This is a genomic window from Pseudomonas sp. S3_A03 (assembly GCF_054668275.1).
The window spans coordinates 1,609,224-1,632,229 of the sequence record NZ_CP162753.1 but is presented as its reverse complement, the minus strand read 5'-3'; the positions used below and the strand labels follow the sequence as shown (position 1 = coordinate 1,632,229).

Below are 23,006 nucleotides of genomic sequence, written 5' to 3'. Positions count from 1 at the left end.
CTCCTACCAGCACACAAAACCGCCATCGACCAACAGGTCGACACCGGTACAGAACGACGAGGCCTGGCTGACCAGAAAGATCGCCGGGCCGACCATTTCTTCCACGCCGGCCATGCGGCCCATGGGCGTGGTCTGTTCAAAGATCTTCACCTGGTCGGCGACTTCCGGGCGCGAATTCATCGGCGTCGCGGTGTAGCCGGGGCTGATGCAATTGACGCGCAGGCCCTTGTCGGCCCATTCCATCGCCAGGCTCTTGCTCAGGTGGATCACCCCGGCCTTGGAGGTGTTGTAGTGCGCTTGCAACAGGCCACGGTTGACGATGCTGCCGGACATGGACGCGATGTTGACGATGGCGCCTTTGCCACGCGGCAACATCACGGCGGCCTGGGCCTGGCAACTGAGGAAGATGCCGGTGAGGTTGATGTCCAGCATGGTTTGCCAGCGTTGCAGCTCCAGGTCCTCGGCGGCCTGGGCGTTGGCGATGCCGGCGCAGTTGACCGCGACGCTGAGTTCGCCCAGTTCGCGTTCGGTGCGTGCCACGGCGGCATCCAGCGCGGCGCGCTCGGTGACCGTGCCGCTCAAGGCCAGGGCGCGACGGCCCAGGGCCTGGATACGCTCGACGGTGCTGGCGATGCCGGGGCTGCCGGCTAGATCAAAGCAGGCCACATCGGCGCCGGCTTGCGCGAGGCCGACGGCGATGGCCTGGCCGATGCCGCTGCCGGCACCGGTAACAAAGGCGACTTGGCCCTGAAGACTGAAAAGCTGCATGCAATTACTCCATTCTTGAATTCACAGCAGATCCCTGTGGAGGGGGCTTGCTCCCGATGGCAATCTGTCAGTTGATAAATCAGCTGGCTGATCCACCGCTATCGGGAAGCAAGCCCCCTCCCACATCGGATAGCGGTGATCTTTGGTCAGGCAGTGGCCATTTCCATTACGGAAACCGGTGTCGCCTCGCCCCGTTCCAGAATCCCCATCTGCCGCCCCCGGCTCATCACCATTACCCGATGGGACAGCCCGAGCACCTCATCCAGGTCCGAACTCACCACAATCACCGCCATGCCCTTGGCCGCGAGGTCGGCGATGACTTCATAAATCGCCGCCCGCGCGCCCACGTCGATGCCGCGTGTCGGCTCGTCGAGGATGAACACCTTGGGATTACGCGCCAGCCACTTGGCAATGATCACCTTTTGCTGGTTACCCCCGGACAAACTGGAAATACGCGACTGCGGCGCACCTTTCACACCCAGGCGAGCCACCGCCGCGCGCGCGAATTCACGCAGCGGGGCAGGGAACACCCAGCCGCGCTTATCCAGCAGGTCGGTGTTGCCGTAGATCAGGTTGTCTTCGATGCGATGCTCCACCACCACGCCTTGCTGCTTGCGGTCTTCGGGCACCAACACCACACCGGCCTGGATCGCCTCGAACGGCGAACGCAACTGGCGCACTTCGCCATCCAGCAACAGATGCCCCTGGATGTCCTGGGCCGCACCGGCCAGGGTGCGCACCAGTTCGGTCCGCCCGGCGCCGACCACGCCGGCAATGCCGAACACCTCGCCAGCACGCACACTGAAGTCGATGCCGTGCAGGGCAAACTCGCGGCAACTCACATCCTTGACCTGCAACATCACCTTGTCCTGCGGGGGTTGCAGGGCGGGGAAAATCCGCTCCAGGCTGCGCCCGACCATCTGTTCCACCAGTTCCCGCACCGGCACTTGCGCAGTGGCATGCAAGGCGATCTGACGGCCGTCGCGCAGCACCAATACACGGTCGGCAATGCGCGCGATTTCTTCCAGGCGATGGCTGATATAGATAAATGACACGCCCTGGGCCTTGAGCCGCTCCACTTGCTGGAACAGCAGCTCGGTTTCCTCGCCGCCCAACGCGGCGGTGGGTTCATCCAGGATCAACAGGCGTGCCTTGAGGGTCAGCGCCTTGGCGATTTCCACCAGTTGCTGGGCCGCCACGCTCAGCCCTTCGACCTTGCGCGACGCCGGTACCTTGAGGCCCAGGCGCTCCAGCTGGATCTGCGCCTGGGCCTCGATGTAGGCACGGTCCACCCGCCCGTGACGCATGGGCAGGCGACCGACGAAGATGTTCTCGGCGATCGACAATTGCGGCAGCAGGCGGATCTCCTGGTGGATCAGGCCGATACCGGCGCCCAACGCCGCACCCGGCGAGGCGGGCGCGTAGGGCGCGCCAAGCCAGGTCATGCTGCCCCCGGCCTCCGGCTGCACCAGCCCGGCAATGATCGAGGACAAGGTCGATTTGCCCGCGCCATTCTCGCCGAGCAAGGCCAGGACTTCACCGGGGCGAATATCCACATTCACTTGCGACAACACCTGCACCGGGCCATAGGCCTTGCTGATGTTGTGCAGGCACAGCACCGCGTCGGCGGCTGTGTCCAGAGCTGCTGCGTGCATGACGACCTCCCAGGGTTACGGGTGCTGTTGCAGGAACGGCGCGACGTTTTCTTTGGTGGTCAGCACGGTGGGCAGCAGTTGCTCTTTGGGCAGGGTTTTGCCGGCTTTCAGATCGATCGCCGACGCCACCGCCAGACGGCCCATTTTCTGGGTCTGCTGGGTCATGGTCGCATTGAGCACGCCGCTTTCCACGGCCTTGAGCCCGGCGACGTCGCCGTCGAAGCCGACGATTACCACCTTGTGATCGAGATTACCGACCTTCACCGCTTGCGCGGCGCCCAGCGCCATGGCGTCGGCGCGGCCGAAGAATACGGTGATGTTGGGGTCACGCTGGAGCAGGTCCTGGGCCACGGCGAAGCCTTTATCCTGCGCCCATTCGGCGGGTTGCTGGGCCACGACATTGAGGCCGGGGAAGGCTTTGAGGCCCTCGGCAAAACCCTTGGCACGATCGTTCTCGGGGGTGGTGCCGATCTGGCCTTGCAGGATCGCGATGCGGCCCTTGCCTTCGGTAACCTTGCCCACGTACTCGGCCAGGGTCTTGGCGCCGGCCACGCTGTCGCTGGCGATAAAGGTATCGCCCGGTGCGTCGGGGGCGTTGCGGTCTACGGCGATCACCGGGATACCGGCGGCTTTTGCGGCCTTGACCGGCACACCGGCGGCGGTGGCGCCGGCCGGGATGTAGATCAGCACGTCGATCTGGCGGGTGATCAGGTCTTCAATCTGGCTGACCTGGGTGGACGAGTTGCCCTGGGCGTCCACGGTGATCACCTTGATTCCCTTGGCCTTGCCCTCGGCTTCCACCGATTGCTTGATCTGGTTGAAGAAGTCGGCCTGCAGGTTGGCCACGGCCAGGCCGATGGTCAGGTCCTTGGCCCAGGTGGTGCCTGCGGCGGTGAGGGTGGCGGCTGCCAAGGCGGTGGCCAACAGCAATTTTTTGGGGCTGAACATGTCGGTGACTCCTGGTTTTATTGTTGGAGGGTGTCAACTGTCGAACAGGTTTAACGGGCAGTGCTGGAGCGGCGTCGCAGGGTGTCGATGGTGACGGCGAGGGCGATGACCACGCCGATCACCACTTGTTGAATAAAGGGCGAAACGCCCAGCAGGTTGAGGCCATTGCGCAACACGCCAATGATCAGCACGCCCACCAGGGTGCCGCCGATGCTGCCCACGCCACCGCTGAGGCTGGCGCCGCCGATCACTACGGCGGCGATGGCGTCCAGTTCCAGGCTCAGGCCGGCGCTCGGTTGCGAGGAGTCGAGGCGCGCGGCCAGGGTGACCGCGGCGATGCCAGCTAGAGCGCCGCTGATGGCGTACACCCACAGGGTAATCGCACGCACCTTGATGCCCGACAGGCGCGCCACTTCCGGGCTGCCGCCCATGGCGTAGAGGTTGCGGCCACCGGCGCGAAAGCGCAGGAACACCCAGGCCACCAGCAACATCACCAGGAACAGCCCGACAGTGGCGGATAAAAAGCCGAAATGCCGCACCGTGGCCAGGCTGGTGAACCACTCCGGGTAACCGACGATCTGCCGGCCTTCGGTGAGGATGTTCGCCAGGCCGCGGGCCACCGACATCATGGTCAGCGTGGCAATGAACGGCGGTAACTTGGCGTAGGTGATCAACCCGCCGGACACCAGACCGGCGAGCATGCCGGTGGCAATCGAGATCGCAATCGCAAAGCCCAGCGGCACCGCCTGGTCCTGATACAGCCAGCCGAGCATCATCATCGAGAAGGCCAGTACCGAGCCGACCGACAGATCGATGCCGCCGATCACGATCACCGCCGTCATGCCGATCGCCAGGATGCCCAGCACCGTGACCTGATCAAGAATGTTCAGGCCATTGCGCAAAGAGAAAAAGAATTCGGAGCTGAAGGAGAAAACCAGCACCAGCAGCACAAGCCCTATCAGTGGGCCGCCGATATTGCTGGGCAGCAGTTTCACCAGGCGGGGGCGGGGTGGCGGCTTGAGTTCGTCCGGGTGCTGGACAATCGCTTTGGCGTCCACAGTGTTCTCCTGAGTTGTTTTTTTTGGAGTGCTTTCAGGCTGCTTGAATATTTATGCGCGCCTGACTGTTAATTCAGATTCCAGTGACACCGTGGCAAAGTCAAGCGCTTAATTTTTCGGGTATGCCTCTAAAACGCCGGTTTAACGGCACGCAAAGCCACGGGGTAGACCGGCCCGTGTGGGATTTTGCCCGTTTGTCCGAGTGATATTTCTTCAGTTTTTTCATTTTTACAGCGATCGCTCCCTTGACCGCGCATCCGATCAGCGTCTAAATAGAAATATATTGTCATTGCTGAATAAATATTCAAACACAGCTTTCGGCACTTCCAACTCACGTGGTCAGCCCCACAGGAGCCGCTGCATGAATGCCTTCCAGTACAACGCCCACCAGATCAAGGAACAGGCCCGCCTGATCCGCCGCCATGTGATCCGTCTGAACGCCGATTCCCCGGCAGGCGGTCACACCGGGGCCGACCTGTCGGAAACCGACATCCTTGCCACGCTGTATTTCCGCATCCTCGATACCGGCCCGGAACGCACCGAAGACCCCGAGCGCGATATTTATATCCAAAGCAAAGGCCACGGTGTGGGTGGTTTGTACTGCTGCCTGGCGCAGGCGGGTTACATCCCCGAGGCGTGGTTGTCGACGTATCAGCACTTCAATTCGCACTTGCCCGGCCACCCGGTGCGCCAGAAAACCCCCGGCATCGAACTCAATACCGGTGCCCTCGGCCACGGCTTGCCGGTAGCGGTAGGGCTGGCCTTGGCGGCGAAGATGTCCGGCAGTAAAAAACGTATCTACGTGCTGACCGGCGACGGCGAGCTGGCCGAAGGCTCCAACTGGGAGGCTGCGATGGCGGCGGCCAAGTACGGCCTGGATAACCTGTTTGTGATCGTCGACAAAAACAAGCTGCAGTTGGCCGGATTGACCGCCGACATCATGCCGCTCGACCCGCTGGATGTGAAATGGGCCGCCTTTGGCTTTACGGTCAGCGAATGCGACGGCAACGATGTGGGCCAGTTGATCGACACCCTGGAGCGCATGCAAACCCGCACCGGCGCGCCTCAGGTGCTGATCGCCCACACCGTCAAAGGCAAGGGCGTGTCGTTTATCGAAGCCCGCCCCGAATGGCACCATCGCGTGCCCAAGGGTGATGAAATCAATGCAGCACTGGAGGAGTTGAACCATGGCGAGTGAACATTTGGCGAGCGTCATGGTGCAGGCCTTTATTGACGCGGTCGACGCCGGGTTGGACCTGGTGCCGGTGGTCAGCGACTCCACATCGACGGCCAAGATCGGCCCGTTTGCCCAGCGTTTTCCCGAGCGCTTGATCAACGTTGGCATCGCCGAGCAGTCGCTGGTCAGCGTCGCGGCGGGGCTGGCCCTGGGTGGCAAGATTGCTGCCACCTGCAACGCCGCGCCGTTTCTGATCTCGCGCGCCAATGAGCAGATCAAGGTCGACGTCTGCTACAACCAGGCCAACGTGAAGATGTTCGGCCTCAACGCCGGGGCCAGCTACGGCCCGCTGGCCAGCACCCACCACAGCCTCGACGATATTTCGGTGATGCGGGGCTTTGGCAATGTGCACATCTTCGCCCCGGCCGATGCCGCAGAGTGTCGGCAGATCGTCGATTACGCGTTGCGCTACCACGGGCCGGTGTATATCCGCCTCGACGGCAAAGCGTTGCCCGACCTGCACGACGCGAACTATAAATTCACGCCCGGCCAGGTGGATATCCTGCGCCAGGGGGCCGACGTGAGCATCGTGGCGCTCGGTTCGGTGGTGCATGAAGCGGTGGACGCCGCCAATTTGCTGGCCGAGCAGGGCATCCAGGCGCAGGTGATCAACCTGTCGTCGATCCGGCCGTTGCAGCGCGATGTGTTGCTCAGCGCATTGAGTGGCACCCGCGCCGTGATCAGCGTGGAAGAACACAACATCAACGGCGGCGTCGGCAGCCTGGTCGCCGAAGTGTTGGCCGAAGCCGGGCTGGGCATTGCGTTGGTGCGCCTGGGCATCGGCGATGGCGAATACGCCGCCGCCGGTGCGCGCGAACCGACGCGCGCCTTGCATAACATCGACGCGGCTGGGATTGTGGCGGCTGCCACTCGGTTGCGGTGACCCCATGAATAACCACACTCCGCTGATCCTGGCGATAGACGAAGGCACCAGCAATGCCAAGGCGGTGCTGGTCAACGAACAGGGGCAGGTGATCGCCCGCGGTTCGCGGCCATTGAGCGTCAGCCACCCCCAGGCCGGTTTTTCCGAACAGGACCCGCTGTTTATCTGGCACAGCACCCTGGCCGCGATGGAAGACTGCCTGGCCCAGGTGGATCGCCCGATCACCGCGCTGGCGATCAGCAACCAGCGCGAATCGGTGGTGGCTTGGGACAGCCGTACCGGCGAGCCGCTGTCGCCATGCATCAGTTGGCAATGCCGACGCTCCACCGTGTTGTGCGCCCAGTTGCATCAGCAAGGGCACGAAGCCCTCATCCTGGAACGCACCGGGTTGGCCCTGGACCCCATGTTCTCGGCCGGTAAATTTCGCTGGATCCTCGACCACCTGGACAACGGCCACGCCCGCGCCGCTGCCGGTGAGATTTGCCTGGGCACCGTCGACAGCTGGCTGCTCTGGCAACTCAGCGGCGGCCAGGTGTTTGCCACTGACTATTCCAACGCGGCGCGCACGCAGCTGTTCAACCTGCACACCTGCGCCTGGGACCCGGTGCTGTTGGACCTGTTTGCGATTCCCCTGGCAGCGCTGGCGCCGATCCAGCCCAGCGCGGGGTTCTTCGCCGAAACCGTCGCGCTGGGCGGCTTGCCCGCCGGGATCCCGATCATGTCGATGGTTGGCGACTCCCACGCCGCGCTGTACGGGCAGGGCGGTTTTGCGCCGGGGTTGGTCAAGGCCACCCTGGGTACCGGCTCCTCCTTGATGACCCCCATGAGCGGCGCGATTGCCTCCACCCATGGGCTGTCGACCACCCTGGCCTGGCATGACGGCGTGAAACCCACGTTCGGTATGGAGGGCAATATCGTCCACACCGGCGCCGCCGTGCAATGGGCCGCGCGCCTGGTGGCCGGCGGTTCCCTGGACGCCTTGACCGAGCAAGCCGCGCAACTGCCGGATAACGGCGGTGTGTACTTTGTGCCGGCACTGTCCGGGCTGGGCGCGCCGCATTGGCAAGCCGATGCGCGAGGGTTGATGTGCGGGCTGACCGAGGCCACGTCCGGCGCGCATATCCTGCGCGCGTCGCTGGAGTCCATCGGCTATCAGATTCGCGACGTGTTCGACGCGATGCAGCAGGACATCGGCAGCCCGTTGAAAGAACTGTGGGTAGACGGCGGCGCCACGCGAAATAGCTGGCTGATGCAGTTTTTGGCCAACCTGCTGCAACGCCCGGTGGTGCGTAGCCTGTCACCGGAAGTCTCGGCGCTGGGCGCGGCGCATCTGGCCGGGCGGGCGTTGGGGCTGTGGGCTGATGATCAAGCGCTGAGGCAGTTGGAACGCCAGCGCGAGCGCTTTGAGCCGCAGGATGACCCGGCGATGGCAGGGCGTTATTTAGAATGGAAAAAGGCCCTGGCCCGCACGCTTCTCTAAAGACCGGTGGAGGTCAACTGTGGAGGGGGCTCCCTCCCACATTTTCTAACCGCGTTCGGTCTCAAGGCTTCCACGTCTGCACATCCTTGGCATCCACGGCTCTGGGCAACAACCCCGCCCTGAAGAACGCATCGGCAATCTTCTGCTGTTCCCCCAACTGGTCCACCGTCACCGGCTGCACCTGATAACTGCGGTGCGTGTTCGCCGCTTCCACCGTGGCCACATCCAGGTTGCCCCACAACGGCCCCAGCACTTTCGCCGCCTCCTGGGGATGGGTTTTAACCCATTGCCCGGCCTGCTCCAGCTGCGCATACACCACCTTCAATACCTGCGGATGCGCCGTGGCGTAAGGCGTGCCCGTGAGGTAATAGCGCTTGTAACTCGCCAGCCCCGCGCCATCGGCCAGGGTGCGCGTGGGCAGTTGCCGCTGCACGCTGGTGAGGAAGGGCTCCCAGGTGACCCAGGCGTCGACCTTGTTGTTTTCGAAGGCAGCGCGGCCGTCGGCGGGAGACAGGTACGCCGGTTCGATATCCGCGAAGGCCAGCCCGGCCTTATTCAGCGCGGCGATGAGCAGGTAGTGGGTGCCGGCCGCCTTGGTCACTGCGATTTTCTTGCCTTTCAAATCCGCCAATTGCTCGATCGGCGAGTCTTTGCGCACCACGATGGCCTGGGCCGAAGGCGAGGGCGCTTCCTGGGCAAAGTAGGTGAGCTTGGCCTGGGCGGCCTGGGCGAAAATCGGCACGGTGTCGGCCACGTCGGCGCTGATGTCCACGTTGCCCACGTTCAGCGCTTCGAGCAGCGGCAGGCCACTGGGGAATTCGTGCCAACTCACGTCAATGTTGTCGGCCTTGAGGGCTTTTTCCAGGGTGCCCTGGGTTTTCAGCAGAGTGATGAGGGTGGAGGATTTTTGATAGCCGATGCGCAGGGTTTCCTGGGCCTGCGCGCTCACGGCGACAGACAAGGCCAGCAACCCGAAGACAGCAGCGAAGGGACGAGGTATGGACATGGCACGCTCGATGTTCAACGAAATTTGGCCAAGCATAAGGTTCTAAAAACCTTTAGATAAATAATCTTTAGGCCTGAGCTTAGGTCGCTTTTTTGCGCATTTCGATGAAGTCAGTGGGCGTCTTTCAGCGCAATGGTCTGGACGCTCGCGCTGAGCACCCCCGCACGTTCCGCCAGGTAGCGCGCCGGCGGCTGGCCCACCGCCTTGCGGAACATGGTGATGAAGCCGCTGGCGTTTTCATAACCCAGGTCCAGCGCCACCCGCTGCACACTCTCACCCTTGGCCAGCCGTTGCAGGGACAGGATCACATGCAGCTGCCGGCGCCAACGGCCGACACTCAGGCCCAGCTCCTCCAGCAACAGGCGTGTCATGCTGCGTTCGCTCATGCCGATGCGCACGGCCCACTGGCCCAGGGTGGCTTTGTCGGTGGGATCGGCCAGCAGACTGTTTGCCAGGCGGCGCAAGCGTGCGTCCTGGGGCATGGGCAGGTGCAGGGCTTCGACCGGCGCGGCGGCCAGTTCATCCAGCAACGTATTGATCAGGCGACCTTGGGGGCCGGCCTCGTCATACAACTGCGGGAAGCTCACGGCCTTGCTGATCAATTCATGCAGCAGGCTCGATACCGCCAGGGTGCAGCAGCGCGGAGCGAGGGCCTGGGCGGCGCTGGGCTCGATCAGCAGGCAATACACGTGCGCTTCGCCTGAGCCGCGCGCCGAATGGGGCGTGCCGCCGGGAATCCACAGTGCGCACTGGGGCGGCACGATCCAGATTCCCGCTTCGATTTCACAGTGGATGACCCCACGCAGGGTATACATCAACTGGCCCTTGCGGTGGGTGTGCTGGGCATGTTCCCAGGAGTCCGACGTGCTGGTGGCGCCCACGGCCACCACGGCTCGGGGGAGCAGGTCGGCGTCCTTGGCCATCAGCGGGTCGAGCAGGTCGAGACGGCGGTGCTTCATGGTGGGGCTCGCAGGCTGGCCGGATTGCGAAACAGTCTGGCTATTCTGTGCAATGCCGTCCAGTGGTTGCGGCCTTAATATTGAGATCTACTCTCATTAAGGAGCTGTGCCATGCGACTCGACAGTACAACGTTCCCGGTGGTGAAAATCGTCTTCGATGCGCCGAGCCAAGACGGGCCGGAGGATGCCTTCCGACTCTTTGAAACCCTGCTGGCACGGCGGCAATCCTTCCTGCTGCTGCATGAAAAAGCCGTGGACGAAAGCAATCACGAACATTCCCATGAGCAGCGCAAGCAAGCCTCGATCTGGATGAAGAAACACCGAGAGGCGTTGCGCACGTTCGTCAAGGGCATGATCCAGGTGGAACCCAGCGCGGCCAAGCGCCTGGCGCTCAAACCGTTTGCGGTGATGGTCGGCAAGGCCTGGGGGTATCCGTTGCTGGTGGTGGAGTCCAAAGACCAGGCGTGGGCGCTGGCGCGGGATGTGCTGGATGAGCGGGTGTCGGATGTGGCGCATTTTTGAAGGCGCACACCACCATCGGCGGCCCTGCTGGCAAACGATCCGAGAATGCAGCTTAGATTGTGTGGGGCTTGCACGCCCATTGAAGTATCCTGCGCGCCCCGCTTTCCACTGACTCAAAGACAGATGACAGGACAAGACATGCAGGCGCTGCTGGAGTCGATCCTCGACGAAGTGCGCCCACTGATCGGCCTCGGTAAAGTCGCCGACTACATTCCCGCACTGGCCGACGTGCCCGCCAACCAACTCGGCATCGCCGTGTACGGCAACGACGGCTCGGCCTTCCGCGCCGGTGATGCCGATACGCTGTTCTCGGTGCAGAGCATTTCCAAGGTGTTCAGCCTGGTGCAGGCCATCGACCATGGCGGCGAAACCATTTGGGAGCGCCTGGGGCATGAACCGTCGGGGCAACCGTTCAACTCCCTGGTGCAGCTGGAATTCGAACGCGGCCGCCCGCGCAACCCGTTCATCAACGCCGGTGCGCTGGTGATCTGCGACATCAATCAATCGCGCTTCGCCGTGCCGATTCTGTCGATGCGCGACTTTGTAAGGCGCCTGTCCGGCAACCCGCAGATCCTGGTCAATAGCGTGGTCGCCGACTCCGAAGCCCAACATGGCGCGCGCAACGCGGCCATGGCGTATTTGATGAAGTCCTTCGGTAACTTCCACAACGATGTGGACGCGGTGCTGCACAGCTACTTCAACTACTGCGCGCTGCAAATGAGTTGCCTGGACCTGGCCAAGGCGTTCAGCTTCCTCGCCAACGAAGGCACCAGCGCCCACAGCGGAGAACAGATCTTGACCGCGCGCCAGACCAAGCAAGTCAACTCGATCATGGCCACCAGCGGGCTGTACGACGAGGCGGGTAATTTTGCCTATCGCGTAGGGTTGCCGGGCAAGAGCGGCGTGGGCGGCGGGATTGTCGCGGTGGTGCCGGGGCAGTTTACGGTGTGCGTGTGGTCGCCGGAGCTGAACGCGGCGGGGAACTCGCTGGCGGGGATCAGGGCGTTGGAATTGTTGAGCGAGCGGATTGGGTGGTCGGTGTTTTAAGTGGGTTGAGATCGTTCCCACGCAGAGCGTGGGAACGATCATCGGGTGTCATGCGGCTGGATGGGCGTCATCCAGTGCTTTGTCCACCAGCAGTTGCACACCTTCCAGCATACGGCAGATGCCCAGCGCCACATTGCGTTGTGCACCGTCGATTTCAAAGGCCAGGTGGGTGGCGATGTCGGTGATGGAGGATAGATCCTGGGATGCGTTGACCAGCAGGGTTTCGGTGCCCAAGTTAGGGCGTACGGTGAAGAGTTTATCTGGGGGATTTGGGGTGTCTTTAATCATGGTGGAACTCCGTCGACAAGTGGAGCCGCCAGCGTTCGCGGTCAAACGAAGAGGGTGGCAGCTGTACGCGGGTTGACCGACCGGTTGTCAACGAACCCGGCATACCCGAAGGTATCCCGCGCACAACTGCCGCGACACGATACCTCAGGCACAAAAAAACGCCTGGGATAGGTGCAGGGCGTAGCAGTTCGTTAACAAGGCCGGACGGTCAAATCCGGTCGCTGAATTGGCAGCGACGGGGGAAGAGGTTAGTCAGCGAAGTTCCGGGCGGCAACCTGAAACAGTCGTGGGAAAACTCTGAGAGTTCGGGGCGAAGTGCTATCCCTGTGGGAGGGGCTTGCTCCCGATAGCTGTGGATCAGTGACAAATGTATTGACTGACACACTGCTATCGGGAGCAAGCCCCTCCCACATTTGGATTTTCATTGTTCTTTGGGATTTATGTGAGCCCAAACAAAAAATGCGCCACTTCGGGCGCATTCTTTTGTTCGGTCAGCTATCGCCTATCAGGCAATCGCATCCCAGGCCCGATCACCTTTCTCGTCCTTGATGCGAGTCGGCAAGCCCATCACGTCCAGCGCCTTCAGGAACGGCTCAGCCGGCAGTTCCTCGACGTTGGCCATGTGTTTCACATCCCACTCGCCACGGGCAACCAGCAGCGCTGCGGCCACCGGTGGAACGCCGGCGGTGTAGGAGATGCCCTGGCTGTCGGTCTCGGCAAAGGCTTCTTCATGGCAGGCCACGTTGTAGATAAATAACTCACGTGGCTGGCCATCCTTGGTGCCTTTGACCAGGTCGCCGATGCAGGTTTTGCCGGTGTAGCCAGGGGCGAGCGACGACGGGTCGGGCAGCACGGCCTTGACCACTTTCAGCGGCACCACTTCCAGGCCTTCGGCGGTCTTGACCGGCTTTTCGGAGAGCAGGCCGAGGTTTTTCAGTACGGTGAACACGTTGATGTAGTGTTCGCCGAAGCTCATCCAGAAGCGCACGTTCGGCACGTCGAGGTTTTTCGACAGCGAGTGCACTTCGTCATGGCCGGTGAGGTAGAGGTTCTGCGGACCGACGACCGGCAGGTCGTCGGTGCGTTTGACTTCGAACATGGTGTTGCTGGTCCACTGGCTGTTCTGCCAGCTCCACACCTGCCCGGTGAATTCGCGGAAGTTGATTTCCGGATCGAAATTGGTGGCGAAGTATTTGCCATGGGAGCCGGCATTGACGTCGAGAATGTCGATCGAATCAATGCGGTCGAAATGCTGTTGCTGCGCCAGCGCGGCATACGCGTTGACGACACCCGGGTCGAAGCCCACGCCGAGGATGGCGGTGATGTTCTTCTGTTTGCATTCTTCCAGGTGGTTCCATTCGTAGTTGCCGTACCACGGCGGGGTCTCGCAGACCTTGCCCGGCTCTTCGTGGATGGCGGTGTCGAGGTACGCAACGCCGGTGTCGATGCAGGCACGCAGGACCGACATGTTCAGGAACGCGGAACCTACGTTGATGACGATCTGCGATTCGGTCTCGCGGATCAGAGCCTTGGTCGCTTCCACGTCCAGGGCGTTCAGCGCGAAGGCTTGGATATCGGCGGGCACCTTGAGGCTACCCTTGGCCTTGACGCTGTCGATGATGGCCTGGCATTTGGAGATGTTGCGCGACGCGATAGCAATACGACCGAGTTCGTCGTTGTGCTGCGCGCACTTGTGGGCCACCACCTTGGCGACACCTCCTGCACCAATGATAAGAACGTTCTTTTTCAATTGCTTTTACTCTCCTAATATCCGCCAGCTTACGAAAGGCTGGACAGGTAGTCGTCGTAACCAAATTCACGAACCACTTCGACTGTACCGTCGAGTTGTTTCACTACGATGGACGGCATTTTCAGGCCGTTGAACCAGTTTTTCTTGACCATGGTATAGCCCGCGGTGTCGATGAACGACAGCCGATCGCCGATGGCCAGCGGACGATCAAATTGATATTCGCCGAAGATGTCCCCGGCCAGGCACGATTTGCCGCACACCATGACGGTGTGTTCACCCGCGCTGGGTGCCAGCTTGGCGTTGAGGCGGTAGATCAGCAGGTCCAACAGGTGGGCCTCGATGGAGCTGTCGACCACGGCGAGGTTTTTGCCGTTGTAGAGCGTGTCGAGCACGGTGACTTCCAGCGAGGCGCTGTTGGTGATCGCCGCTTCGCCGGGTTCCAGGTAGACCTGCACGCCGTACTTTTCGGAGAACGCCTTCAAGCGCGCGCAGAACGCGTCCAGCGCGTAGCCTTCGCCGGTGAAGTGGATGCCGCCGCCGAGGCTGACCCACTTGACCTTGTGCAGCAGTTCACCGAAGCGTTCCTCGATGGTGCCGAGCATCTTGTCGAACAGGCTGAAATCGCCGTTCTCGCAGTTGTTATGGAACATGAAGCCGGAGATCTGTTCGATCACGCCTTCGATCTTCACCGGGTCCCATTCGCCCAGGCGGCTGAATGGGCGCGCCGGGTCGGCCAGCAGGTAATCGGAACTGCTCACCTGCGGGTTCACACGCAGGCCACGGGTCTTGCCTTCGCTGCGTTCGGCGAAACGCTGCAACTGGCTGATCGAGTTGAAGATGATCTTGTCGCAGTTCTCCAGCATCTCTTCGATTTCATCGTCGGCCCAGGCCACGCTGTAGGCGTGGGCCTCGCCTTCGAATTTCTGGCGACCGAGCTTGAGCTCATACAGCGACGACGACGTGGTGCCGTCCATGTATTGCTGCATCAGGTCGAACACCGACCAGGTGGCAAAGCACTTGAGCGCCAGCAGAGCCTTGGCGCCGGACTGTTCGCGCACGTAAGCAATCTTCTGCATGTTGACCAGAAGCTTCTGTTTATCGATGAGGTAGTACGGCGTTTTGATCATTTTTGAGAGCCTGCGGCGGTGCCTGCCAAAAAAGGACACGCATTGTGCCCGCACTTGGTCAGGATCGAAAGGTTAGCCGGCGGATTTTGCGCACCCGGTCTCCCAGCATAGTCCTCGAGTATGACTATCCATGGATGTACACCGGTCCAGTGTGGGAGGGAGCAAGCCCCCTCCCACAATTGATTCTCTGTGCATCAGTTACATTGACATCAAACCGTCATCTCTCTACCACCGTCCTGCCATATTGCCCCGTTACTGTCCTGGCCAATGAGATCGATCTCAAGCGAGTGACAATGACTGACCTGAAAGACGTTGCACGCCTGGCTGGGGTATCCCGCGCCACCGCCGCGCGTACCTTTGCCTCCCCTGAGCAGGTGCGCATGAGCACCCGTGAACAGGTGTTTGCCGCCGCCCGTGAGCTGGGTTTTCGTCCCAACCTGCTGGGCCGCCAGCTGCGCCTGCAAACCACCAACCTGATCGGCGTGGTCGTCCCAAACCTGCTCAACCCAGTGTTCGCCGAACAGTTCCAGGCCATGGAGCGCGCGGCGCGGTTGCGCGGCTACAGCCTGGTGTTGGCGACCACCGACTACAGCGCCGAGCGCGAGTGCAGCGTGGTCGAAGAACTGCTGCGCCAGCGCGTCGACGGCCTGGTGCTGACCGTCACCGATGCCGAGAGCAACAGCGTGCTCAGCAGCCTCAATACCGAGAAAACCCCGTTCGTGCTGGCCTATCACCAACCGAGCAACCCCAACTACAGCGCCGTGTCGGTGGACAACCGCGCCGGCATGACCATGGCCACGCGGTATCTGCTGGAAGCAGGGCACCGGCGCGTCAGCATGGTCGCCGGCCCCGCGTTGCAGTCCGACCGTGCGCGCCTGCGTTACGCCGGGTATTGCGACGCCATGCAAGCGTTCGGCCTCAAGAGCCGCCCGGTGATCGAAATGCCGGCCCACACTCAGGCTGAATTCGTCGCCATCCAGCCGTACCTCGAAGGCCCCGAGGCGCCCACCGCGCTGCTGTGCTCCAACGATTTCCTGGCCATCAGCCTGATCGCCGAGTTGCGTCGCAACGCCTGGCACGTGCCCCAGCAACTGTCGGTGATGGGCTTTGACGGCATATCCCTCGGCACCCAGACGCACCCGACCCTGTGCAGCGTGGTGCAGCCCATCGCGCTGCTCGCCAGCACAGTGATTGACCAATTGCTGGCGCAGATCGCCGGCAACGCCCCGATTTCCCATTGTCTGCCTTGCCATATCCGGCCGGGCGAAAGCAGCCAACCCCATGAGGAGTCCCTTGATGCGCGCATTCCGTAAAACCCTGGCCGCCGTGCTGCTGTGTGGCATGGCCAGCCTGGCCCAGGCCGCCGACACCGCGATTTGCTACAACTGCCCGCCGGACTGGGCCGACTGGGGCACCCAACTCAAGGCCATTGCCGCCGATACCGGCGTGCAAGTGCCGCTGGACAACAAGAACTCCGGCCAGTCCCTGGCGCAACTGGTGGCGGAAAAAGCCGCGCCGGTGGCCGACGTGGTGTACTACGGCGTGACCTTCGGCCTGCAGGCGCAAAAAGCCGGCGTGGTCGATGGCTACACACCCAAAGGCTGGGAGCAGATCCCCTCCGGTTTGAAAGACCCGGCGGGGCAGTGGTTTGCGATCCACTCCGGCACCTTGGGCATCATGGTCAACGTCGATGCCCTGGGCGGCTTGCCCGTACCGCAAAGCTGGGCTGACCTGCTCAAGCCCGAATACAAAGGCATGGTCGGTTACCTCGACCCGTCCAGCGCGTTCGTCGGCTACGTGTCGGCGGTGGCGATCAACCGCGCCCTGGGCGGCGACCTGGACAACTTCACCCCGGCCATCGACTACTTCCAGAAACTGGCGCAAAACGCCCCCATCGTGCCCAAGCAAACCGCCTATGCGCGGGTGCTGTCCGGTGAGTTGCCGATTCTGGTGGACTACGACTTCAACGCCTACCGCGCACGCTACAAAGACAACGCTCACGTCGACTTCGTGATCCCCAGGGAAGGCAGCATCAGCGTGCCGTACGTCATGAGCCTGGTTGCCAACGCGCCGCACCGCGCCAATGGCGAGAAGGTACTGGACTTTGTGCTGTCCGACGCCGGCCAGGCATTGTGGGCCAAGGCGTACCTGCGACCGGTACGCCCGGTGCCGATACCAGCCGAAGTCGCCAAGCAATTCCTGCCGGACAGCGACTACGCCCGCGCCGGCGTGGTGGACTACCAGAAAATGGCCGCCGTGCAGGAAGCCTTCGCCGCCCGTTACCTGAACGAGGTCAAGTAAGTGGCCACATCCGCACGACACGCCGCCTGGGCCCTGGCCCCGGCGTTTGCGGTGCTGTTGGCGTTCTGGCTGTTGCCGCTTGCGCACTTGATCGTGCTGGGCAGCGAAAGCCGTGACAGCAATGGCAGCGGCTATTGGCAAGTGCTCAGCAGCGCACAGTACGTGGGCAGCCTGGTGCAAACCTGCGTGCTGGCGATGGTCGTCACGGGCGCGGCCTTGCTGGTGGGCGGTATCAGTGGGGTGTTCCTCGCGCGGCAGCGGTTTTCGGGCGCTCGGCGCTGGTGGCGTTGCTCACGTTTCCGCTGGCGTTTCCCGGCGTGGTGGTGGGCTTTCTGGTGATTCTGTTGGCGGGGCGCCAGGGCCTGCTGGCGTCTCTGGGCCTGCACCTGGCCGGTGAGCGGTGGATCTTCGCCTACTCGTTGGCCGGGTTGTTCGTGGGTTATCTGTACTTCTCGATCCCACGGGTGATTCTCACGGTAATGGCCGCCTGCGAAAGCCTTGACCGCAGCCTGGAAGAAGCCGCGCATTCGCTGGGCGCCGGGCACTGGCGCGTGGTGTGCGACGTGATCGTACCCGGCCTGGCGCCGGCGCTGGCGTCGTGCGGGGCGATCTGTTTTGCCACGTCGATGGGCGCCTTCGGCACGGCCTTTACCTTGGGCACGCGGCTGAACGTCACTCCCGTGGCGATCTACAACGTATTCACCAATTACGCCAACTTTGCCGTCGCCGCTGCGTTGTCGGTGGTACTGGGCGCGGTGACCTGGGCGGTGTTGCTGCTCACGCGGCGCCTGGTGAAAAACGCGGGGACGGTCCTGTGAAGCGCTCATCACTGTTTGTTGTGCAACTGCTGTTTACCTTGCTGGTGTGCGCTTTCATGTTGGTGCCGGTGTTGATGTCGTTGCTGGCGGGGCTTACACGCAACTTCTTTGTCGGCCTGTCCAGTGGCCTCACGTTCGATTGGCTGGTGCAGGTATGGCAGGCCTATTCGCCAACCGTGTGGCTGTCGCTGCAACTGGCCATGGCCTGCGCAGTGTGCGTGTGTGTGGTCGGCGTACCGGCGGCTTACGCCCTGGTGCGCATGAACAACCGCTTCAGCCGCGCCTTCGAGGAACTGATGGTGCTGCCGGTGGCGATGCCGGGCCTGGCCAGTGCGCTGGCCTTGCTGCTCACCTACGGCCAGTTCGGCGCGTTTCGCAGCAGTTGGCTGTTCATCCTGGTCGGTCATGTGCTGTTTACCCTGCCATTTTTGGTACGCCCGGTAATGGCGGTGATGCAGCGCCAGCAACTGCCGGTGCTGGAAGAGGCGGCGGCCAGCCTTGGCGCCGGCCCTATCAAGCGCTTTTTCAGCGTGGTGGTGCCCAACTGCCGGGCGGGGATTCTGGCGGGGGTGCTGATGGTGGTCACCCTGTCCCTGGGTGAATTCAACCTGACCTGGATGTTGCACACACCGATGACCAAAACCCTGCCGGTCGGCCTGGCCGACAGCTATGCCTCGGCACGCCTGGAAATCGCCAGTGCCTACACCCTGATCTTTTTGCTGATGATCGTGCCGCTGCTGATTGCATTGCAGGCCATCAGTGCCCGTTTATCCCGTGGAGAGCGTCGATGACCGCTATCACTATTCGCCTGCAGGGCTGTCGCAAGGCATTCGCCGACGGCACCGTGGCCGTGCATGCCATGAATTTAACCGTCGAAGGCGGCGAAACCCTGGCGATTCTCGGCCCGTCCGGCTGTGGCAAAACCACCACCTTGCGCCTGATCGCCGGTCTGGAGCGCCCGGACGTTGGCCAGGTGCTGTTCGGTGACCGGGATGTGACGCGCCTGCCCATCGAGCGTCGCGACGTGGGCATGGTGTTCCAGAACTACGCGTTGTTTCCCAACCAGGATGTGGCGGGGAATATCGTTTATGGCTTGAAGGTTCGCGGTATGTCGCCGCTGGAGCGCAACAAGCGCTGCGACGAGTTGCTGGAACTGGTGGGGCTGCAGGACCACGGCGCGCGCAGCATCCACGAGTTGTCCGGCGGCCAGCGCCAACGCGTGGCACTCGCCCGCGCCCTGGCGCCGCGCCCCAAAGTGCTGTTGCTGGATGAACCGCTGGCCGCCCTCGATGCGCAACTGCGTGAGCGCCTGCGCAGTGAGCTGAATGAACTGCTGCGCGGCCTCGGCATCACGTCGGTATTTGTCACCCATGACCAGGGCGAAGCCATGGCCCTCGGTGATCGCATCCTGGTGATGGAGCACGGCCGCATCGCGCAACTGGCCAGCCCACGGGAGATCTACCAGCAACCGGCGAATGCCTTCGTCGCCGGTTTCGTCGGCAACCTGAACGCCTTTGAAGTCATCGAACCCTCCGTTCACGGTTTGAAAGTCTGCGGCGGCGAGTTGCCGTGGCACAAGGCTCATGTGCCCAGTACCGTGTACTGCCGCCCCGAACACCTGCGGGTGATGGAACACGAAGGGCATCTGCAGGGGCATCTGCTCGCGCAGTTTTTCCAGGGCGCGCACAGCCGTTTGCTGGTCGACGTCGGCGGCCCACAACCGCTGCTGGTCGACAGCAGCGACAACCACCTGTACAGCGTCGGCGCGCCGATGGCCCTGGCAATTGCGCCGCATACATTGTTCACCCTCAATGCGTGAGAATTTGCCTGTGAATCGTCCGTTTCTAGTCGCCCACATCAGTGACCTGCACCTTAAAGCCGGCCAGCGCCTCACCTATGGGGTTGTGGATACCCTGGGCGCACTGCGCCGCGCCATCGACCATCTGAACGCCAGCCGGCCGCGGCCGGATATCGTGGTGGTCAGCGGCGACCTGGTGGACTTCGGCCGCGCCGATGAATACGCCGTGCTGCACCCGCAACTCGCGCGCCTGCACATGCCGTGCTACCTGGTGCCGGGCAACCATGACAGCCGTGGGCCGCTGTTGGATGCATTCAGTGACCACGCCTATTTGCCGCGTTCGGCCGACGGCCCGTTGGATTGGGTGGTCGACGCGTACCCGCTGCGGCTGATCGGTTTGGATTCCACCATTCCCGGCGGCCATGGTGGCCAGTTACTCGACAGCCAAGTGCAGTGGCTCGACGCACAGTTGGCGTTGCGCCCTGATGTGCCGACCTTGCTGATCCTGCACCATCCGCCCTTTATCAGCGGCATCGGCCATATGGACCGCGAACCCTTTATCAATGCCACCGCCCTGGAAGCCGTCGTCGCCCGGCACCCCCAGGTAGAACGCCTGTTATGCGGGCACCTGCACCGACCGATGCAGCGACGCTTCGGTGGCAGCCTCAGCTGTGTGTGCCCCGGCACGTCCCATCAGATCGTGCTGGATTTGCAGGCAGCGGCACCCGCGCATTTCAACCTGGAACCGGCGGGGTATCTGTTGCATCGCTGGGACGCGCAACAGGGGCTGATCAGCCACAACGGCGTGTTCGGGGACTACCCGGGCCCGTATCCGTTTTATGACGCGCATGGCTTGATTGACTGAGGCTTTACACAGGTTTCAGTCAGTGAGTAAGTGATTTTGAGCTGCTGCGCGATCCAGTGGGAGCACGCTTTCCGGCCAAACAGGCTTGTCTGCGTACATGAGCAAAATTCGTGATGATCTAAAATAAAATGAGTTTGTCTCACTATCGTCGCCCGCCGACAATGGCTGCCATTGAATATTGGCAGTGGAGTTATCAGTCATGGCAGTCGCTCATTCCCTTGGATTTCCGCGTATTGGACGCGATCGTGAACTGAAAAAAGCGCAGGAAGCGTTTTGGAAGGGCGAACTTGACGAAGCCGGCCTGCGCGCCGTGGGCCGTGACTTGCGCAAGGCCCATTGGGATCTGCAGAAGCAGGCCGGTATTGAGCTGTTGCCCGCCGGTGACTTCGCCTGGTACGACCAGGTACTCACGCATTCGCTGATGTTTGGCGTGATCCCCGAGCGTTTCCGCCCGGCTGACGGCCATGTCACCTTGCACACGCTGTTCGGCATGGCGCGTGGCGTCAGCGACAGTTGCTGCGGTGGTGCCCACGCCCAGGAAATGACCAAGTGGTTCGATACCAACTATCACTATCTGGTGCCGGAATTCAGCGCCGACCAGCAGTTCCACCTGGGTTGGGACCAACTCTTCGAGGAAGTGCAGGAAGCCCGTGAGCTGGGCCACAGCGTCAAGCCGGTGATCATCGGCCCGCTGACGTACCTGTGGTTGGGCAAGGCCAAGGGCGCCGACTTCGACAAACTCGACCTGCTGGAACGCCTGCTGCCGCTATACGGCCAGATCTTCCAGCGCCTGGCCGAGCTGGGTGTGGAATGGGTGCAGATCGACGAGCCGATCCTGGTACTCGACCTGCCGCAGGCATGGAAAAACGCCTTTGAGCGCGCCTACAACCTGATCCAGCGCGACCCGCTGAAAAAACTGGTGGCCACCTATTTCGGTGGGCTGGAAGAAAACCTCGGCCTGGCCGCCAACCTGCCGGTCGATGGCCTGCATATCGACCTGGTGCGCGCCGCGGATCAATACCCGACCATCCTTGATCGTCTGCCTGCTTACAAGGTGTTGTCCCTGGGGGTGGTCAATGGTCGTAACGTGTGGCGTTGCGACTTGGAACAGGCCCTGGCGACCTTGCAGCATGCTCATGAAAAACTCGGCGAGCGCCTGTGGGTGGCGCCGTCTTGTTCGCTGCTGCACAGCCCGGTGGACCTGGGCCGTGAAGACCAGTTGGACGACGAGTTGAAAAGCTGGCTGGCCTTCGCCGTGCAAAAGTGCGCCGAAGTGGCGGTGCTGGCCCAGGCGGTCAGCCGGCCCGAAGCCCCCGACGTACGCGCGGCCCTGGCTGACAGCCGCGCCGTGCACGCCGCCCGCGCCGCATCACCGCGTATTCACAAACCCGCCGTACAAGCGCGTGTTGCAGCCATCAGCGCCAAGCACAGCCAACGCCAGTCGCTGTTTGCCCAGCGTATCGACAAACAGCGCGCCGGCCTCAACTTGCCACTGTTCCCGACCACCACCATCGGTTCGTTCCCGCAAACCGCATCGATCCGTCTGGCGCGTCAGTCTTACAAGGCCGGCAAGTTGAGTGAAGCCGACTACGTCGAAGCCATGCACAGCGAGATCAAGCACGCCGTACAGGTGCAGGAAAACCTCGGGCTGGATGTGCTGGTGCACGGTGAGGCCGAACGTAACGACATGGTCGAGTACTTCGCCGAGCAACTGGAGGGCTACGTGTTCACGCGCTTCGGCTGGGTGCAAAGCTACGGTTCGCGCTGCGTGAAACCGGCGGTGATTGTCGGCGACTTGAGCCGCCCGAAGGCCATGACTGTGGAGTGGATCCGTTATGCCCAAGGCCTGACCAGCAAGGTGATGAAAGGCATGCTGACCGGCCCGGTGACCATGCTGATGTGGTCCTTCGCACGTGAAGACGTGAGCCTCGAAGTGCAGGCTCGCCAGTTGGCCTTGGCCATTGGCGACGAAGTGCTGGACCTGGAAGCGGCGGGTATCAAGATCGTACAGATCGACGAGGCCGCATTCCGCGAAGGCCTGCCGTTGCGCCAGGCGCAGTGGCGGCATTACCTGGACTGGGCCACCGAAGTGTTCCGCCTGTGCGCCTGCGGTGTGCGTGATGAAACCCAGATCCACACGCACATGTGCTACAGCGAGTTCAACGATGTGATCGAGTCCATCGCGGCGATGGATGCCGACGTGATCACCCTCGAAACCTCGCGCTCGGACATGGAACTGCTGGACGCGTTCGAAGCCTTCGCTTACCCGAATGACATCGGCCCGGGCGTCTATGACATCCACTCGCCTCGGGTACCGGATGCCTCGCAAATGGCCGGCCTGCTGCGCAAGGCAGCCACACGCATTCCGGCCGAGCGGTTGTGGGTTAACCCCGATTGCGGGTTGAAGACACGGGCTTGGCCGGAGACGGAGGCGGCGTTGATTCATATGGTGGCGGCCGCCCGGCAACTGCGAGCTGAACTGGCTTGATTGGCGAG

At 62.4% G+C, this 23,006-nt stretch carries 20 protein-coding genes and 1 pseudogene; 12 read left to right on the top strand and 9 right to left on the bottom strand.

The window, feature by feature from the left end; genetic code table 11:
* Positions 1-3: 3 nt before the first annotated feature.
* The 4 genes from AB4O25_RS07255 to AB4O25_RS07240 all read right to left on the bottom strand — a co-directional run bounded on the left by AB4O25_RS07255 (position 4) and on the right by AB4O25_RS07240 (position 4,429).
* The gene (locus AB4O25_RS07255; protein WP_068935775.1) at positions 4-768 is read right to left on the bottom strand and encodes an SDR family oxidoreductase; all 765 of its coding nucleotides are present in this window, start codon (positions 766-768) and stop codon (positions 4-6) included.
* Between the two features lie 146 nt (positions 769-914).
* Positions 915-2,423: a sugar ABC transporter ATP-binding protein gene (locus tag AB4O25_RS07250; protein ID WP_460150706.1), complete on the bottom strand. Its 1,509-nt coding sequence runs from the start codon at positions 2,421-2,423 to the stop codon at positions 915-917.
* A gap of 15 nt (positions 2,424-2,438) precedes the next feature.
* A complete protein-coding gene (locus tag AB4O25_RS07245) occupies positions 2,439-3,371 on the bottom strand; it encodes a sugar ABC transporter substrate-binding protein (RefSeq protein WP_065878697.1) in 933 nt (310 codons plus the stop codon).
* A 50-nt stretch (positions 3,372-3,421) separates the two neighbouring features.
* The gene (locus tag AB4O25_RS07240) at positions 3,422-4,429 is read right to left on the bottom strand and encodes an ABC transporter permease (RefSeq protein WP_017527262.1); all 1,008 of its coding nucleotides are present in this window, start codon (positions 4,427-4,429) and stop codon (positions 3,422-3,424) included.
* Between the two features lie 361 nt (positions 4,430-4,790).
* Between AB4O25_RS07240 and AB4O25_RS07235 the strand changes: the two genes are divergently transcribed.
* From AB4O25_RS07235 to AB4O25_RS07225, 3 genes are read left to right on the top strand one after another with little or no spacing between them, the layout of a single operon-like run.
* A complete protein-coding gene (locus tag AB4O25_RS07235) occupies positions 4,791-5,627 on the top strand; it encodes a transketolase (RefSeq protein WP_460150705.1) in 837 nt (278 codons plus the stop codon).
* On the top strand, positions 5,617-6,549 hold the full coding sequence (locus AB4O25_RS07230; protein ID WP_017527264.1) for a transketolase family protein: 933 nt from the start codon (positions 5,617-5,619) through the stop codon (positions 6,547-6,549). The genes AB4O25_RS07235 and AB4O25_RS07230 overlap by 11 nt, the downstream gene beginning before the upstream one ends.
* A gap of 4 nt (positions 6,550-6,553) precedes the next feature.
* On the top strand, positions 6,554-8,029 hold the full coding sequence (locus AB4O25_RS07225; RefSeq protein ID WP_017527265.1) for an FGGY family carbohydrate kinase: 1,476 nt from the start codon (positions 6,554-6,556) through the stop codon (positions 8,027-8,029).
* A 61-nt stretch (positions 8,030-8,090) separates the two neighbouring features.
* On the opposite strand, the gene AB4O25_RS07220 is transcribed toward AB4O25_RS07225, so the two are convergent.
* Positions 8,091-9,035, bottom strand: coding sequence for an aliphatic sulfonate ABC transporter substrate-binding protein (locus AB4O25_RS07220; protein ID WP_460150704.1), 945 nt, complete (start codon positions 9,033-9,035; stop codon positions 8,091-8,093).
* A 110-nt stretch (positions 9,036-9,145) separates the two neighbouring features.
* Positions 9,146-9,994: an AraC family transcriptional regulator gene (locus AB4O25_RS07215; protein ID WP_017527266.1), complete on the bottom strand. Its 849-nt coding sequence runs from the start codon at positions 9,992-9,994 to the stop codon at positions 9,146-9,148.
* A 111-nt stretch (positions 9,995-10,105) separates the two neighbouring features.
* Here AB4O25_RS07215 and AB4O25_RS07210 point away from each other — a divergent pair, with 111 nt between their 5' ends.
* Together AB4O25_RS07210 and glsB are read left to right on the top strand one after the other, a co-directional pair.
* Positions 10,106-10,516, top strand: a complete 411-nt coding sequence (locus AB4O25_RS07210; RefSeq protein WP_065878705.1) for a hypothetical protein — start codon at positions 10,106-10,108, stop codon at positions 10,514-10,516.
* A 138-nt stretch (positions 10,517-10,654) separates the two neighbouring features.
* Entirely contained in the window at positions 10,655-11,563 is a 909-nt protein-coding gene (gene glsB / locus AB4O25_RS07205) for a glutaminase B (RefSeq protein ID WP_017527268.1), read from the top strand.
* A 48-nt stretch (positions 11,564-11,611) separates the two neighbouring features.
* Here glsB and AB4O25_RS07200 read toward each other — a convergent pair whose 3' ends face one another.
* The 3 genes from AB4O25_RS07200 to AB4O25_RS07190 all read right to left on the bottom strand — a co-directional run bounded on the left by AB4O25_RS07200 (position 11,612) and on the right by AB4O25_RS07190 (position 14,728).
* Positions 11,612-11,851, bottom strand: a complete 240-nt coding sequence (locus AB4O25_RS07200; RefSeq protein ID WP_460150703.1) for a DUF6124 family protein — start codon at positions 11,849-11,851, stop codon at positions 11,612-11,614.
* Between the two features lie 505 nt (positions 11,852-12,356).
* Entirely contained in the window at positions 12,357-13,601 is a 1,245-nt protein-coding gene (locus AB4O25_RS07195) for a saccharopine dehydrogenase family protein (RefSeq protein WP_017527270.1), read from the bottom strand.
* Between the two features lie 29 nt (positions 13,602-13,630).
* A complete protein-coding gene (locus AB4O25_RS07190) occupies positions 13,631-14,728 on the bottom strand; it encodes a carboxynorspermidine decarboxylase (RefSeq protein ID WP_017527271.1) in 1,098 nt (365 codons plus the stop codon).
* A gap of 293 nt (positions 14,729-15,021) precedes the next feature.
* Here AB4O25_RS07190 and AB4O25_RS07185 point away from each other — a divergent pair, with 293 nt between their 5' ends.
* The 7 genes and pseudogenes from AB4O25_RS07185 (at position 15,022) to metE (ending at position 22,998) form a co-directional block, all read left to right on the top strand.
* Positions 15,022-16,041, top strand: a complete 1,020-nt coding sequence (locus AB4O25_RS07185) for a LacI family DNA-binding transcriptional regulator (protein WP_460150702.1) — start codon at positions 15,022-15,024, stop codon at positions 16,039-16,041.
* Positions 16,025-17,029, top strand: a complete 1,005-nt coding sequence (locus AB4O25_RS07180) for an ABC transporter substrate-binding protein (RefSeq protein WP_267864418.1) — start codon at positions 16,025-16,027, stop codon at positions 17,027-17,029. Before AB4O25_RS07185 ends, AB4O25_RS07180 begins: the two co-directional genes overlap by 17 nt.
* A pseudogene (locus tag AB4O25_RS07175) lies at positions 17,030-17,847 on the top strand (ABC transporter permease).
* Entirely contained in the window at positions 17,844-18,638 is a 795-nt protein-coding gene (locus tag AB4O25_RS07170; protein WP_065878710.1) for an ABC transporter permease, read from the top strand. The pseudogene AB4O25_RS07175 and the gene AB4O25_RS07170 overlap by 4 nt, the downstream one beginning before the upstream one ends.
* Positions 18,635-19,666, top strand: a complete 1,032-nt coding sequence (locus AB4O25_RS07165) for an ABC transporter ATP-binding protein (RefSeq protein WP_460150701.1) — start codon at positions 18,635-18,637, stop codon at positions 19,664-19,666. The genes AB4O25_RS07170 and AB4O25_RS07165 overlap by 4 nt, the downstream gene beginning before the upstream one ends.
* A 10-nt stretch (positions 19,667-19,676) precedes the next feature.
* Positions 19,677-20,510 (top strand): phosphodiesterase, encoded by an 834-nt coding sequence (locus AB4O25_RS07160; protein WP_460150700.1) that lies wholly within the window; start codon positions 19,677-19,679, stop codon positions 20,508-20,510.
* Between the two features lie 199 nt (positions 20,511-20,709).
* Positions 20,710-22,998, top strand: coding sequence for a 5-methyltetrahydropteroyltriglutamate--homocysteine S-methyltransferase (gene metE / locus AB4O25_RS07155; RefSeq protein WP_068935783.1), 2,289 nt, complete (start codon positions 20,710-20,712; stop codon positions 22,996-22,998).
* The last annotated feature ends 8 nt before the right edge of the window (positions 22,999-23,006 follow it).